The sequence below is a fragment of the Pseudocitrobacter sp. CD920760 genome, assembly GCF_057782505.1.
Map to the genome: position 1 here is coordinate 901453 of NZ_CM173490.1, position 14418 is coordinate 915870.

The following is a 14418-nucleotide window of genomic DNA, read 5'->3' on the forward strand; positions in this document are numbered from 1 at the left end:
CCCCCTCTCCCTCAAGGGAGAGGGGATAGATCGAGCAAAAATTGAGAGATATCTTCTTCTGTTCCAAAACGGAAGAACTGAGAATCAGGCCTTTGCGCCTGAATGTTGCGGAGAGAAAGCATGGCGGGGAATGACCGCGAGCCGATTGGACGTAAAGGCAAGCCTGCGCGTCCGGCGAAACAAAAGGTGAGCCGTCGTCGCCTCAGAGATGAGGATTACGACGACGATTATGATGATGACTATGAGGATGATGAGCCAATGCCACCACGTAAAGGTAAGGGCAAGGGCGGCAAGCCTCGTAGAAAACACGGCTGGTTCTGGCTGCTGGTGAAGCTGGCTATAGTTTTTGCCGTTCTGCTGGCGATTTACGGTGTCTATCTGGACCAGAAAATTCGCAGCCGTATCGACGGTAAAGTCTGGCAGCTGCCGGCGGCGGTGTATGGCCGCATGGTTAACCTTGAGCCGGATATGCCCATCAGCAAGAAAGAGATGGTGCAGCTGTTAACGGCGACACAGTACCGCCAGGTGACCGCGATGACGCGTCCGGGCGAGTTCACGGTGCAGGCCAACAGCATTGAGATGATCCGTCGTCCATTCGATTTCCCGGACAGTAAAGAAGGGCAGGTACGCGCACGTCTGACCTTTGACGGCGATCATCTGGAAACCATTGAGAATATAGAAAATAACCGCCAGTTCGGTTTCTTCCGTCTCGATCCGCGTCTGATCACCATGCTCTCGTCGCCAAACGGCGAGCAGCGCCTGTTTGTGCCGCGTAGCGGTTTCCCGGACCTGCTGGTGGATACTCTGCTGGCAACCGAAGACCGCCACTTCTACGAGCATGATGGTGTGAGCCTCTACTCTATCGGTCGTGCGGTGCTGGCGAACCTGACGGCGGGCCGGACGGTGCAGGGCGCGAGTACGCTGACTCAGCAGTTGGTGAAGAACCTGTTCCTCTCCAGCGAACGTTCCTACTGGCGTAAAGCCAACGAAGCGTACATGGCTGTGCTGATGGATGCGCGCTACAGCAAGGATCGCATCCTTGAGCTGTACATGAACGAGGTCTATCTCGGTCAGAGCGGCGATAACGAAATTCGCGGTTTCCCGCTGGCTAGCCTGTACTACTTTGGCCGTCCGGTGGAAGAGCTGAGTCTCGATCAGCAAGCGCTGCTGGTAGGGATGGTGAAAGGGGCGTCCATCTACAACCCGTGGCGTAACCCGAAACTGGCGCTGGAGCGTCGTAACCTGGTGCTGCGTCTGCTACAGCAGCAGAACGTTATCGACCAGGAGCTGTATGACATGCTCAGCGCGCGTCCTCTGGGCGTGCAGCCGCGCGGTGGGGTGATTTCACCGCAGCCAGCGTTTATGCAGATGGTACGCCAGGAGCTGCAGGCGAAACTGGGCGATAAAGTGAAAGATCTCTCCGGCGTGAAGATCTTCACCACCTTCGACTCAGTGGCGCAGGATGCGGCAGAAAAAGCCGCAACGGAAGGCATTCCGGTACTGAAGAAGCAACGTAAGCTGAGCGATCTCGAAACGGCGATGGTGGTGGTTGACCGCTTTAGCGGTGAAGTCCGCGCGATGGTCGGCGGCGCAGAGCCGCAGTTTGCCGGTTATAACCGCGCGATGCAGGCCCGTCGTTCCATCGGCTCGCTGGCGAAACCGGCCACCTATCTGACGGCATTAAGTCAGCCGAATCAGTATCGCCTGAACACCTGGATTGCCGATGCGCCGATTTCTCTGCGTCAGCCAAATGGCCAGGTGTGGTCTCCGCAAAACGATGACCGTCGCTTTAGCGGTCAGGTGATGCTGGTGGATGCACTGACGCGTTCTATGAACGTGCCGACGGTTAACCTCGGTATGGCGCTGGGCTTGCCGGCAATTACCGATACCTGGCAGAAACTGGGCGTGCCAAAAGATCAGCTGCACCCGGTTCCGGCGATGATCCTGGGCGCACTAAACCTGACGCCGATCGAAGTGGCGCAGGCGTTCCAGACCATCTCCAGCGGCGGTAACCGCGCGACGCTTTCTGCATTGCGTTCGGTAATTGCGGAAGACGGCACGGTGCTGTATCAGAGCTACCCGCAGGCTGAGCGTGCCGTTCCGGCACAGGCCGCGTATATGACGCTGTGGACCATGCAGCAGGTTGTCCAACGGGGTACGGGTCGTCAGCTGGGCGCAAAATATCCGGGCCTGCATCTGGCGGGTAAAACGGGTACCACCAACAACAACGTCGATACCTGGTTTGCCGGGATCGACGGCCGTGAAGTGGTGATCACCTGGGTCGGTCGCGATAACAACCAGCCGACTAAGCTGTACGGGGCGAGCGGTGCAATGTCGATTTATCAACGCTATCTGGCAAACCAGTCACCGATCCCGCTGGTGCTGACACCGCCGGAAGATATTGTCGATATGGGCGTCGATTACAACGGTAACTTTGTGTGCTCTGGCGGCTCACGTATGTTGCCGGTGTGGACGACCGACCCGGATGCGCTCTGCCAGCAGGGTGAGATGATGCAGCAGCAACAGGAGCAGCAGTCGGGCAATCCGTTCGACCAGTCCTCTCAGCCGCAGCAACAGCAGCAGCCACAGGAGCAGCCGAAGAAAGAAGAGAAAGACAGCGACGGCGTCGCTGGCTGGATCAAGGATATGTTTGGCGGTAATTAATATCGTCAACGCGCAAAGCCCGCTGAGTTAAGCGGGCTTTTTTATGCGCGATTGTCAGAATGTCGTAATGACTAAAACCAATCTATTAACCCTCTGTTTTCATCTGGTTATTTCTTGAACCTTTAACCCACCACACCCCCTATATTGCTTGCTATATCGCCGCCGTTTGGCCTATTATTCGGCGGTTATAATAATAATTCTCGTTTACGTTATCATTCATCATTTCATCAGAGATATACCAATGGCGCATCTGAAAACTGCTCAGCCAAACCACTCGCTGCGTAAAATCGCAGTCGTAGTAGCCACAGCGGTTAGCGGCATGTCTGTCTACGCACAGGCGGCGGTTGAACCGAAAGAAGAAACTATCACCGTCACTGCGGCTCCTGTTTCCCAGGAAAGCGCGTGGGGCCCGGCACCGACTATCGCGGCGAAACGTTCAGCGACCGCAACCAAGACCGACACGCCGATTGAAAAGACGCCGCAGTCTGTTTCGGTTATCACTCGTCAGGAAATGGATACTCGTCAGCCGACTACGGTAAAAGATGCGATGGCCTATACGCCGAGCGTTTTCTCCACCCGTGGTAGCTCTTCCACTTATGATGTTGTTTCTATTCGCGGATTTACTGCACCTACTACCGTAAACACCAACCAGTATCTGGATGGTATGAAACTTCAGGGTAACAACTATTCTGAAGTCTCCATGGACCCCTATTTCCTGGAACGCGTTGAAGTTATGCGCGGGCCAACGTCTGTGCTGTACGGCAACAGCAACCCAGGCGGTATCGTGAGCATGGTCAGCAAACGCCCGACCACCGAACCCCTGCGCGAAATTCAGTTTAAAATGGGAACGGACAACCTGTGGCAGACCGGCTTTGACTTCAGCGACGCGATCGATGATGCGGGCGTGTGGTCCTATCGTCTGACGGGTTTAGGACGCAGCCAGGACACCCAGCAAGAGATGGCGAAATCAACTCGCTACGCGATTGCGCCTTCCTTCAGCTGGCGTCCGGATGATAAAACTGACTTCACCTTCCTGAGCAACTTCCAGAGCGATCCGGATGCGGGTTACTATGGCTGGCTGCCGCGTGAAGGCACAGTTGTGCCTTATGTTGATGCGAACGGTAACTCACATAAGTTGCCGACCGATTTCAACGAAGGCGAAAAAGACAACAAGATGCAGCGTCGCCAGCAGATGGTGGGCTACAACTTCTCTCATGCGTTTAACGATACCTTCACCGTGCGCCAGAACCTGCGCTACGACCAGGTGAAAACGCTTTATAAAGCGGTATACGGTTTTGGCTATGACGGCGCGGGTAAAATTAACCGCAACTATGTTCGTTCTGACGAAGCCCTGAATGCCTTTACCGTTGATACGCAACTCCAGTCCAACTTTGCTACCGGCGACGTTGACCATACGTTGCTGACCGGCGTCGATTACTCGCGTATGCGTAATGACGTTGATGCGCTTTACGGCTCTGCCAGCCCGCTGGATATGAGCAACCCGCAGTATGGTAATGCGAATGTGTCCGTCAACTTCCCGTACGCGGTACTCAACCGTATGGAACAGACGGGGCTCTACGCGCAGGATCAAATCGAGTGGGACAAGTGGGTGCTGACGCTGGGTGGTCGCTATGACTACGCGAAAACCTCAACTCTTACCCGTTCAAGTAACTCTTTAGCTGAGAAGAACGACCAGCAGTTCACCTGGCGCGGTGGCCTGAACTATCTGTTCGATAACGGTATTTCTCCGTACTTCAGCTACAGTGAATCTTTCGAGCCGACTTCTGGCTCAACGAAAGAGGGCACGCCGTTTGATCCGTCTCGCGGTAAGCAGTACGAAGCGGGCGTGAAGTACGTGCCTAACGACCGACCGATTGTGCTGACTGCGGCGCTGTATGAGCTGACCAAAAATAAAAACCTGACGGCGGATCCGAACGATCCTACCGGTATGTATAGCGTACAGGCGGGTGAAATTCGCTCTCGCGGCGTTGAGCTGGAAGCAAAAGCGGCGCTGAATGCGAACATCAACCTGACGGCTGCCTACAGCTACACCGATGCAGAATATACTGAAGATACTATCTTCAAAGGTAAGCGTCCGGCGGAAGTTCCGCGTAATCAGGCTTCCCTGTGGACGGACTATACCTTCTACGATACCGTTCTGAGCGGTCTCACCTTCGGTGCGGGTGTACGTTATACGGGTTCAACCGTCAGCTACTACAAAAACGATACCTCGACCGGGAAGAAAAACGATTCGTTCAATGTCGGCAGCTACACCGTGGCTGATGCGATGGTAAAATACGATCTGGCGCGTTTCGGCCTGCCGGGTTCGTCTGTTGCTGTGAACGTCAACAACCTGTTTGACCGTGAATATGTCTCCAGCTGCTATAGCGAATATGCATGCTACTGGGGTGCGGAACGTCAGGTTGTCGCGACAGCGACCTTCCGCTTCTAATCTCTCCTATCGGGCGCGGTTTATCCGCGCCCTTTGACAAGTTGACGGCTATGCAGGACATCACAACCCCTCCAGATACCACCTTTGCACTCGATAGCGTCTCGTTTCGGGTTCCAGGTCGCACGCTGCTTCATCCTCTCTCGCTCACCTTTCCGGTTGGGAAAGTGACCGGCCTCATCGGTCACAATGGCTCCGGTAAATCCACACTGCTGAAAATGCTTGGGCGTCATCAGCCGCCATCGGAAGGTGAGATTCTGCTGGACGGACAACCGCTCGACAGCTGGAACAGCAAAGCGTTTGCCCGCAAAGTCGCCTATCTGCCGCAGCAGTTGCCGCAGGCGGAAGGGATGACGGTGCGGGAGCTGGTGGCGATTGGCCGCTACCCGTGGCACGGAGCGTTGGGGCGTTTTGGCGCAGCCGATCGTGAAAAAGTGGAAGAAGCGATTACCCTGGTAGGGTTAAAACCGCTGGCCAATCGCCTGGTGGATAGCCTCTCCGGCGGCGAACGTCAGCGCGCGTGGATTGCCATGCTGGTGGCGCAGGACAGCCGCTGCTTACTGCTTGATGAGCCGACCTCGGCGCTGGATATCGCGCATCAGGTTGATGTACTGGCGCTGGTGCACCGCTTAAGCCAGCAGCGCGGGCTGACGGTGGTGGCAGTGCTGCACGACATCAACATGGCCGCGCGTTACTGTGACTATTTAGTGGCGCTGCGTGGCGGCGAAATGATCGCTCAGGGCACGCCTGCTGAGCTGATGCGCAGCGAAACGCTGGAACATATTTATGGTATCCCGATGGGGATACTGCCACACCCGGCAGGCGCGGCGCCGGTAAGCTTTGTCTATTGATGGATGCCTCCTCTTTGATTAGCCGTCGGCGTTTACTGACGGCGATGGCGCTCTCGCCGCTGCTCTGGCAAATGCGCAACGCGCAGGCGGCGACGGTCGATCCTCATCGTATTGTGGCGCTGGAGTGGCTCCCGGTTGAGCTGCTGCTGGCGTTGGGCGTTACGCCTTACGGCATTGCCGATATCCCAAACTATAAGCTGTGGGTGAATGAACCCGCCTTGCCGGACTCGGTGATTGACGTTGGCCTGCGCACCGAACCCAACCTCGAACTGCTTACCCAGATGAAACCGTCGTTTCTGGTCTGGTCGGCGGGCTATGGCCCTTCGGCCGAGACGCTGGCAAAAATTGCGCCGGGGCGCGGTTTTGCTTTTAGCGATGGTAAGCAACCGCTGGCGCAGGCGCGTCACTCGCTTGTCGAAATGGCGCAACTGATTGGCCGCGAGCCGCAGGCGCAACAGCACCTGCGTGATTATGATGCCTTTGTTGAAAGCCTGAAGCCGCGCTTTGCGATGCGCGGCGAACGCCCGTTATTGATGGTCACTTTGTTGGATGCGCGGCATATGCTGGTTTTCGGACCGAACTGCCTGTTCCAGGAGATGCTCGACACGCTTGGTGTTAAAAACGCCTGGCAGGGTGAAACCAACTTCTGGGGCAGTGTGGCAGTGGGTATTGATCGCCTGGCCGCCTACAAAGATGCGGATGTGCTCTGTTTCGACCACGGCAACGACCCGGAGATGCGTAAGCTGATGGCGACGCCACTGTGGCAGGCGATGCCGTTTGTGCGGGCGAATCGTTTTCAGCGCGTGCCGGCGGTCTGGTTCTACGGCGCGACGCTCTCGGCGATGCATTTTGGCCGCGTGCTGGATAACGCGCTGGGAGGCAAAGCATGAGAACCAAAATCTCTCCATTTGCCGCCCTGTTGTTGCTGGCGTTGTTTATTGTCGCGCTGGCGCTGACCTGGTTTAACTTTAACATTGCACTGCCGCGTGGCCAGTGGTTACAGGCGCTTCGTCAGCCGAATATCGATTCTATCGATCAGATGCTGTTCCACTATAGCCTGACGCCACGGCTGGCGATTTCGCTGCTGGTGGGCGCGGGGCTGGGGCTGGTCGGCGTGTTGTTCCAGCAGGTGCTGCGTAACCCGTTGGCGGAACCAACCACGCTTGGCGTGGCGACCGGCGCGCAGCTTGGCATGACCGTCACCACGCTGTGGGCGATCCCAGGCGCGTTGACCTCGCAGTTTGCCGCGCTGGCCGGAGCCTGCATTGTCGGTGCGCTGGTGTTTGGCGTGGCATGGGGCAAGCGACTTTCGCCGGTGACGCTGATTCTGGCGGGGCTGGTGGTCAGCCTTTACTGCGGCGCGATTAACCAGCTGATGGTGATATTCCATCATGACCAGCTACAAAGCATGTTCCTGTGGAGCACCGGCACGCTGACGCAAACCGACTGGAGCATCGTCGAGCGTCTGTGGCCGCAGCTGCTGGGCGGAGTGATGCTCACGTTGCTGCTGTTGCGCCCGCTGACGCTGATGGGGCTGGATGACGGCGTGGCCCGCAACCTGGGGCTGGCGCTATCGCTGGCACGTCTGGCGGCGTTGACGCTGGCGATTGTGATCAGCGCCTTCCTCGTTAACGCGGTAGGCATTATCGGCTTTATCGGCCTGTTTGCGCCGCTGCTGGCGAAGATGCTCGGCGCGCGTCGTCTGCTGGCGCGTCTGATGCTGGCGCCGCTGATTGGCGCGCTGATCCTCTGGCTCTCGGATCAAATTATTATCTGGCTCACCCGCGTGTGGATGGAAGTCTCGACCGGCTCAGTTACCGCGCTGATTGGCGCGCCATTGCTGCTGTGGCTGCTCCCGCGCCTGCGCAGCATGACCGCGCCGTCGATGAATGCCAGCGACAGCGTCGCGCAGGAGCGTTATCACGTGCCTGTATGGGCCATCGCCGGGCTGGTGATTCTGCTGGTGGCGGTTTTTGTCGCGCTGGCGTATGGCCGTGATGCCGATGGCTGGCACTGCGCGAGCGGTACGCTGCTGGATGAACTGTTGCAATGGCGCTGGCCGCGCGTACTCTCTGCGCTGATCGCCGGGATGATGCTGGCGGTGGCGGGCTGTATCATTCAGCGCCTGACGGGTAACCCGATGGCCAGCCCCGAAGTGCTGGGGATCAGTTCCGGCGCGGCGTTCGGCGTGGTGTTGATGCTGTTTATCGTGCCGGGCAACGCCTTTGGCTGGCTGCTGCCTGCGGGCAGCGTTGGCGCGGCGGTGACGCTGCTGATTATTTTGATTGCCGCCGGGCGCGGTGGCTTCTCGCCACACCGCATGCTGCTGGCGGGGATGGCGCTCAGCACTGCGTTTACCATGCTGCTGATGATGTTGCAGGCGAGCGGCGATCCGCGCATGGCGCAGATCCTGACGTGGATTTCGGGCTCAACCTACAATGCGACCAGCACGCAGGTGCTGCAATCGGCGGTGGTGATGGCGGTGCTGTTCCTGCTGGTACCGTTGAGTCGCCGCTGGTTAACGATTCTGCCGCTGGGGGGCGATACTGCGCGGTCTGTCGGTATTGCGCTAACACCTGCGCGCATTGCCTTACTCTTGTTGGCAGCCAGTCTGACGGCGGCGGCCACGCTGACCATCGGCCCGCTGAGCTTTGTTGGCCTGATGGCACCGCATATCGCGCGCATGATGGGCTTCCGCCGTACAATGCCGCATATCGTGATGTCTACGCTGGTAGGGGGCTTGCTGCTGGTGTTTGCCGACTGGTGTGGGCGCATGATCATGTTCCCGTATCAGATCCCGGCAGGGTTGCTGTCGACCTTTATCGGCGCGCCGTACTTTATTTATTTGCTGAGAAAGCAGAGTCGTTAGAAAAGACCCTCACCCCGGCCCTCTCCCTGAGGGAGAGGGGGACAACAATTTCACGGTCGGTTCCCTCTCCCTGTGGGAGAGGGTTAGGGTGAGGGGCTACAGCTGCGCAAACACCTTACGCGCGGCATCAATAGTTTTATTGATATCTTCCGGCGTGTGCGCCACAGACATAAAGCCCGCTTCAAACGCCGACGGCGCCAGGTAAATCCCTTCGTCCAGCATCAGGTGGAAGAAACGCTTGAAGCGCTCCACGTCGCACTTCAGGACGTCCTGATAACAGGTCACCGTTTGGGCGTCGGTGAAGAAAATCCCGAACATGCCGCCAACGTGGTTAACCACCAGAGGAATGCCCGTCTCTTCAGCCACTTCCAGCAAACCTTCTGCCAGTTGGGTAGTGAGCTCGTCTAAGGTTTCGTGCACGCCCGGCTGCGCCACCTGCGACAGGCATGCGTAGCCTGCGGCCATTGCAATCGGGTTACCGGAAAGCGTACCTGCCTGATAAACCGGGCCGGTTGGCGCCAGTGCGTCCATCACATCGCGGCGTCCGCCGAATGCGCCGACAGGCATGCCGCCACCGATGATTTTGCCAAGGCAGGTCAGATCCGGCACGACGTCATAGTAAGACTGCGCGCCCGCCAGAGCGACGCGGAAACCGGTCATGACTTCATCGATGATCAGCAGCGCGCCAAATTCATCGCACAGGGCGCGCAGGCCCGGCAGGAATTCTGGCAGCGGCGGTACACAGTTCATGTTGCCCGCGACCGGTTCCACGATGATACAGGCGATCTCCTGCGGGAACTGCTCGAACGCTTCGCGCACAGAGGCGAGGTCGTTATAGGTGCAGGTCAGCGTGTGTTTGGCGAAATCTGCCGGAACGCCTGGGGAATTTGGCTGGCCGAGGGTCAGTGCGCCGGAACCGGCTTTCACCAGCAGGTGGTCGGCATGGCCGTGATAGCAACCTTCGAATTTGATGATTTTATCGCGGCCCGTGAAGCCACGCGCCAGACGAATGGCGCTCATGGTCGCTTCCGTACCTGAGTTCACCATACGTACCATGTCCATGGTCGGCACCAGTTCGGTCACCAGTTCCGCCATTTTTACTTCCATTTCGGTTGGCGCGCCGAAGCTCAGACCACGCTCAGCAGCTTCAATCACCGCGTTACGGATGGTGGGGTTATTATGGCCCAGCACCATCGGGCCCCAGGAGCCGACGTAATCCACGTACGCTTTGCCATCCGCATCATACAGGTAAGCCCCGTCCGCACGTTCGATAAACAGCGGCGTGCCACCCACGCCGGTGAAGGCGCGTACCGGTGAGTTGACGCCGCCGGGAATAAGTTTTCGCGCTGCGTTGTAGAGGTTTTCCGATTTGCTCATGAAACGGCTCCTGATTCGGGGGAGGAAAATGATTAACGGACTATTCTAATTATTCCAGGAAGGTTATGAAAGTTTTGCCGAAATGAAACACTCGGCCATTCAGGGGATTTTTTACGCGACGAGGGACGAGAGGCCCGCTAGAATGCCTCCTTCGGATTTGTATTACCAATTAATGATAAGCAGATGAAAGCAGATTCTTCCTCTTTTGAGTCACAGCAAATTGCACGCTTACGTCGTGGCGATACGATACGTCGGTTGTTGAACCGCGATAAAACGCCGTTAAAAATTCTGTTGATGGCCGCGCTGGTCGGTACCGTCGCTGGTTTCGTCGGCGTGGCGTTCGAAAAAGCGGTGAACTGGGTGTCTAACCTCCGGATGGCGTCGATCGCGCATGTCGCGGATCACTGGTTTATCGTCTGGCCGCTGGCCTTTATTCTTTCCGGGCTGCTGGCGATGGTGGGCTACCTGTTGGTACGCCGCTTTGCGCCGGAAGCGGGGGGCTCCGGCATCCCTGAAATCGAGGGCGCGCTGGAAGAGTTACGTCCGGTGCGCTGGTGGCGCGTGTTGCCAGTGAAATTCATCGGCGGGATGGGGACGCTCGGGGCCGGGATGGTACTCGGGCGCGAAGGGCCGACGGTGCAAATCGGCGGTAACATCGGGCGCATGATTGGCGATATCTTCCGTATGCGCAGCGCCGAAGCGCGTCACACCCTGCTGGCAACCGGCGCGGCGGCGGGGCTGTCAGCGGCGTTTAATGCGCCGCTGGCGGGGATCCTGTTCATCATTGAAGAGATGCGCTCGCAGTTTCGCTATAACCTGATCTCGATAAAAGCCGTCTTTACCGGCGTGATTATGTCCAGCGTGGTGTTCCGCATCTTTAACGGTGAAACGCCGGTGATTGAAGTGGGCAAACTGACCAATGCGCCGGTGAATACATTGTGGCTTTATCTGATACTGGGGATGATTTTTGGTATCGTCGGCCCCATTTTTAATACGCTGGTGTTGAGAACGCAGGATATGTTCCAGCGCATTCACGGTGGCGAAATCAAAAAGTGGGTCCTGATCGGCGGCCTGATTGGCGGGCTATGCGGCGTGCTAGGGTTGATTGAACCGGCGGCGGCGGGCGGGGGTTTTAACCTGATTCCGATTGCGGCTGCGGGTAACTACAGCGTAGGTTTGCTACTGTTTATCTTTATCGCGCGCGTGCTGACCACGCTGCTGTGCTTCTCCTCCGGCGCGCCGGGCGGTATTTTCGCCCCAATGCTGGCGTTGGGCACGCTGCTGGGCACCGCGTTCGGCATGGCGGCAATGAATGTGTTTCCGGGCTATCATCTGGAAGCGGGCACGTTTGCTATCGCAGGCATGGGCGCGTTGATGGCGGCATCGGTGCGCGCGCCGCTCACCGGAATTGTACTGGTGCTGGAGATGACCGACAATTATCAGCTCATTTTGCCAATGATTATTACCTGCTTAGGTGCCACGCTATTAGCGCAGTTCCTGGGCGGCAAGCCGCTCTACGCCACGATCCTGGCGCGAACGCTGGCGAAACAGGAAGCAGAGCAGGCGGCAAAAGCCCAGCAAGCGGCCGGGCAGAATACTTGAATGAATTACCAGGGTATTAGATAATGACCAAAAGAATCGGGTTATTATTTGCCCAGATTACAGTATTAATGGGAGCAAAAAATGAGTGATGAAGTCGTGCTGCCGCTGGAGTTTACCGACGCCGCAGCCTCTAAAGTAAAAGACCTGATTGCGGATGAAGACAATCCGAATATGAAACTGCGTGTGTATATCACCGGTGGTGGTTGCAGCGGTTTCCAGTATGGCTTCACCTTTGACGATCAAATCAACGAAGGCGACATGACCATTGAGAAACAGGGCGTGGGTCTGGTCGTTGACCCGATGAGCCTGCAGTACCTGGTCGGCGGTTCTGTTGATTACACCGAAGGTCTGGAAGGTTCTCGTTTCATCGTGACCAACCCGAACGCGACCAGCACCTGCGGCTGCGGTTCTTCGTTCAGTATCTAATGACGACCGGATGGCGCTAGCGCTATCCGGTAAAATCCAGCTATTTCCCCGGCTCGTCCAGCGCAAACGTCGGCAGCTTCAGATGCCAGTGAATCGCCGCCAGGCGAATGACCAGCGTCACCACCATGCCAATCATACTGGCGCTCTCCAGCGGAACGTTGAAGGTATAAAATGCCGTGGCGTGTACGATGCCGCCGATGATACAGGCGGTGGCGTAAATTTCCGTTCGCAGGATCATCGGCACTTCGCGCGCCAGCACATCACGGATAATCCCGCCACCGACGCCCGTGATCACCCCCATGCATATGGCGACCAGCGGCCCGGTTTCGGCAAGAAACGCTTTATTCACACCGATACCGACAAACACCGCGAGGCCGACGGCATCCAGCACCGGTAATACCCACTTTGGCAGGCGGCGCGGTTGACGCACCAGCACGATAGTGAGCATACAGGTGACCATCGCCACCACCAGGTCGGTAGGATCTTTTACCCAAAAGACCGGGCCGTGGTCGAGCGCCATATCGCGGATTGTACCGCCGCCGACGGCGGTGACCACGCCCAGCACCAGCACGCCAAAAGGGTCCATACGCAGCTTGCCGGCGAGCAGAACGCCGGAAACGGCAAATACCATTGTGCCAAGAATATCCAGCCAGTAGACGAGCATATCCTGAGTTAACCTATCAATTAACCTGCGCCAGGGCAGTACAGAGTTGTTTCGCGGCGAGGATAATACGTGGGCTTGCACGTTCAAACCAGTCGCTATTGAGAGGAATCACCGGGATTGTGAGCTGACTGCCCCAATACTGCTCGATTTTCGGAATTTGACTCGCGCCACCGGCGACCACAATCGCCTGTGGCTGGCGGGTGAGCACCTGTTCGCGGCTCACCTGTGGCCAGGGAACGCGGCTGTCGGCGAAGATGTTTTCACCCCCGCAAATTTCCAGCACCTGGTTCTGAATGGCGGCTTTGTTGCTGGTAAAGATAGGATTGAAACCGAACTGCAGGAATACCCGTTTTTTGGGCTGATTTGCATAGCGGGCTTTGAGTTCGGTGTAGTCGCGCAGCAGCTGGCTGGCGGCCTGTTCCGCTTTATCCGGGTGTGGGCTCCACCGGGCGATTTCGCGCAGCGTAGCGGCAATGCTTTCCACCGTATGGTTGTCTATCCATACGACTTTAATGCCCAATGAACTCAACTGGTTAACCTGCCGTTCGGCGTTGCCTTCGCGCCAGGCAAGCACCACGTCGGGCTTGAGCGCCACGATACGTTCAAGGTTAATTCCCTGCCACGAGGCGACCTGTTCAATACTTTTCGCCGCGTCTGGGTAGTCGGAATAGTTGCTGACGCCAATCGGTGTGATCCCGGCAGCAAAGGCCAGTTCCGTATTGGCAGGAGAGAGAGTAATCACCCGCGGCGCGGCGCAAAGCCACGCCGGGGCAACCAGTGCGAGGGCGAGAAGCCCTTTAAGCAGCGACTTAACCACGCGCCAGCTTCTGCACCAGGGTTTCCACCATCAGGGTGGATTGTTTTGCTGCAACCGCCAGGAACTCGTCAAAGCTCAGGTGAGACTGCTGGTCAGCGACGTCAGAGATCGCGCGGACCACCACGAACGGGACGTTAAAGTTGTGGCAGACGTGCGCGATGGCGGTCGCTTCCATTTCAACGGCCACTGCCTGCGGGAAGTTGTGACGGATTTTCGCCAGACCTACGGAGCCGTTGATGAAGGCGTCGCCGCTGACGATCAGCCCACGTACCGCATTCAGATTTAATGCTTTAATGCACTCTTCTGCCGCAGAGATCAGCTTTTCGTCGGCTTTAAAACCTGCCGGGCAGCCCGGAAGCTGACCAAATTCGTAACCAAACGCCGTGACGTCTGCATCGTGATAACGCGCTTCATCAGAAACCACGATATCGCCCACTTTCAGCGTCGGCGCCAGGCCACCCGCAGAACCGGTGTTGATAATCACGTCCGGCTGGCAACGTTCCAGCAGCAGGGTTGCGCCCATCGCGGCAGCGACTTTACCAATACCAGATTTCAGTAACGCGACATCCACCCCGTTAAGCTGCCCGGTATAAATTTCACTTCCGCCGATGGAGAGAGTTTCACGGTTTTCGATTTTGTCACGCAGCAGCGTAACTTCTTCTTCCATTGCGCCAATGATGCCGATTTTCATAGATTTAC

11 protein-coding genes are annotated in these 14418 nt (G+C 57.4%); 7 read left to right on the forward strand and 4 right to left on the reverse strand.

The window, feature by feature from the left end; translation table 11 throughout:
• Nucleotides 1–120 precede the first annotated feature (120 nt).
• The 5 genes from mrcB (at nt 121) to fhuB (ending at nt 8833) form a co-directional block, all read left to right on the forward strand.
• A complete protein-coding gene (mrcB, locus tag AC1MKH_RS04105) occupies nt 121–2664 on the forward strand; it encodes a bifunctional glycosyl transferase/transpeptidase (protein WP_327621845.1) in 2544 nt (847 codons plus the stop codon).
• A 241-nt stretch (nt 2665–2905) separates the two neighbouring features.
• On the forward strand, nt 2906–5116 hold the full coding sequence (gene fhuA / locus AC1MKH_RS04110) for a ferrichrome porin FhuA (RefSeq protein ID WP_327621846.1): 2211 nt from the start codon (nt 2906–2908) through the stop codon (nt 5114–5116).
• Between the two features lie 50 nt (nt 5117–5166).
• Nucleotides 5167–5964 carry a Fe3+-hydroxamate ABC transporter ATP-binding protein FhuC gene (fhuC, locus tag AC1MKH_RS04115; RefSeq protein WP_231825344.1) on the forward strand — a complete coding sequence of 266 codons (798 nt, stop codon included), beginning with the start codon at nt 5167–5169 and terminating at the stop codon, nt 5962–5964.
• On the forward strand, nt 5964–6854 hold the full coding sequence (fhuD, locus tag AC1MKH_RS04120) for a Fe(3+)-hydroxamate ABC transporter substrate-binding protein FhuD (protein WP_276221643.1): 891 nt from the start codon (nt 5964–5966) through the stop codon (nt 6852–6854). Before fhuC ends, fhuD begins: the two co-directional genes overlap by 1 nt.
• A complete protein-coding gene (gene fhuB / locus AC1MKH_RS04125) occupies nt 6851–8833 on the forward strand; it encodes a Fe(3+)-hydroxamate ABC transporter permease FhuB (protein WP_276221641.1) in 1983 nt (660 codons plus the stop codon). The genes fhuD and fhuB overlap by 4 nt, the downstream gene beginning before the upstream one ends.
• Nucleotides 8834–8929: 96 nt before the next feature.
• On the opposite strand, the gene hemL is transcribed toward fhuB, so the two are convergent.
• The gene (hemL, locus tag AC1MKH_RS04130; RefSeq protein WP_276221639.1) at nt 8930–10210 is read right to left on the reverse strand and encodes a glutamate-1-semialdehyde 2,1-aminomutase; all 1281 of its coding nucleotides are present in this window, start codon (nt 10208–10210) and stop codon (nt 8930–8932) included.
• 183 nt (nt 10211–10393) lie between these two features.
• Here hemL and clcA point away from each other — a divergent pair, with 183 nt between their 5' ends.
• Both clcA and erpA read left to right on the forward strand, forming a co-directional pair.
• Complete coding sequence (gene clcA / locus AC1MKH_RS04135; protein WP_276221637.1) at nt 10394–11812, forward strand: H(+)/Cl(-) exchange transporter ClcA; 1419 nt, start codon at nt 10394–10396, stop codon at nt 11810–11812.
• Nucleotides 11813–11893: 81 nt separating this feature from the next.
• A complete protein-coding gene (erpA, locus tag AC1MKH_RS04140) occupies nt 11894–12238 on the forward strand; it encodes an iron-sulfur cluster insertion protein ErpA (protein WP_015965859.1) in 345 nt (114 codons plus the stop codon).
• A gap of 40 nt (nt 12239–12278) precedes the next feature.
• Here erpA and AC1MKH_RS04145 read toward each other — a convergent pair whose 3' ends face one another.
• The 3 genes from AC1MKH_RS04145 to mtnN are packed head-to-tail and all read right to left on the reverse strand — an operon-like array spanning nt 12279 to nt 14410.
• Nucleotides 12279–12902: a TRIC cation channel family protein gene (locus tag AC1MKH_RS04145; protein WP_015965857.1), complete on the reverse strand. Its 624-nt coding sequence runs from the start codon at nt 12900–12902 to the stop codon at nt 12279–12281.
• A gap of 16 nt (nt 12903–12918) precedes the next feature.
• The gene (gene btuF / locus AC1MKH_RS04150; protein ID WP_327621847.1) at nt 12919–13719 is read right to left on the reverse strand and encodes a vitamin B12 ABC transporter substrate-binding protein BtuF; all 801 of its coding nucleotides are present in this window, start codon (nt 13717–13719) and stop codon (nt 12919–12921) included.
• Entirely contained in the window at nt 13712–14410 is a 699-nt protein-coding gene (gene mtnN, locus AC1MKH_RS04155) for a 5'-methylthioadenosine/S-adenosylhomocysteine nucleosidase (protein WP_253898998.1), read from the reverse strand. Before mtnN ends, btuF begins: the two co-directional genes overlap by 8 nt.
• Between the last annotated feature and the right edge of the window lie 8 nt (nt 14411–14418).

Coding starts and splice junctions, on each gene's coding strand:
- mrcB (WP_327621845.1), top strand. CDS start 121: ATGGCGGGGAATGACCGCGAGCCGATTGGACGTAAAGGCAAGCCTGCG.
- fhuA (WP_327621846.1), top strand. CDS start 2,906: ATGGCGCATCTGAAAACTGCTCAGCCAAACCACTCGCTGCGTAAAATC.
- fhuC (WP_231825344.1), top strand. CDS start 5,167: ATGCAGGACATCACAACCCCTCCAGATACCACCTTTGCACTCGATAGC.
- fhuD (WP_276221643.1), top strand. CDS start 5,964: ATGGATGCCTCCTCTTTGATTAGCCGTCGGCGTTTACTGACGGCGATG.
- fhuB (WP_276221641.1), top strand. CDS start 6,851: ATGAGAACCAAAATCTCTCCATTTGCCGCCCTGTTGTTGCTGGCGTTG.
- hemL (WP_276221639.1), bottom strand. CDS start 10,210: ATGAGCAAATCGGAAAACCTCTACAACGCAGCGCGAAAACTTATTCCC.
- clcA (WP_276221637.1), top strand. CDS start 10,394: ATGAAAGCAGATTCTTCCTCTTTTGAGTCACAGCAAATTGCACGCTTA.
- erpA (WP_015965859.1), top strand. CDS start 11,894: ATGAGTGATGAAGTCGTGCTGCCGCTGGAGTTTACCGACGCCGCAGCC.
- AC1MKH_RS04145 (WP_015965857.1), bottom strand. CDS start 12,902: ATGCTCGTCTACTGGCTGGATATTCTTGGCACAATGGTATTTGCCGTT.
- mtnN (WP_253898998.1), bottom strand. CDS start 14,410: ATGAAAATCGGCATCATTGGCGCAATGGAAGAAGAAGTTACGCTGCTG.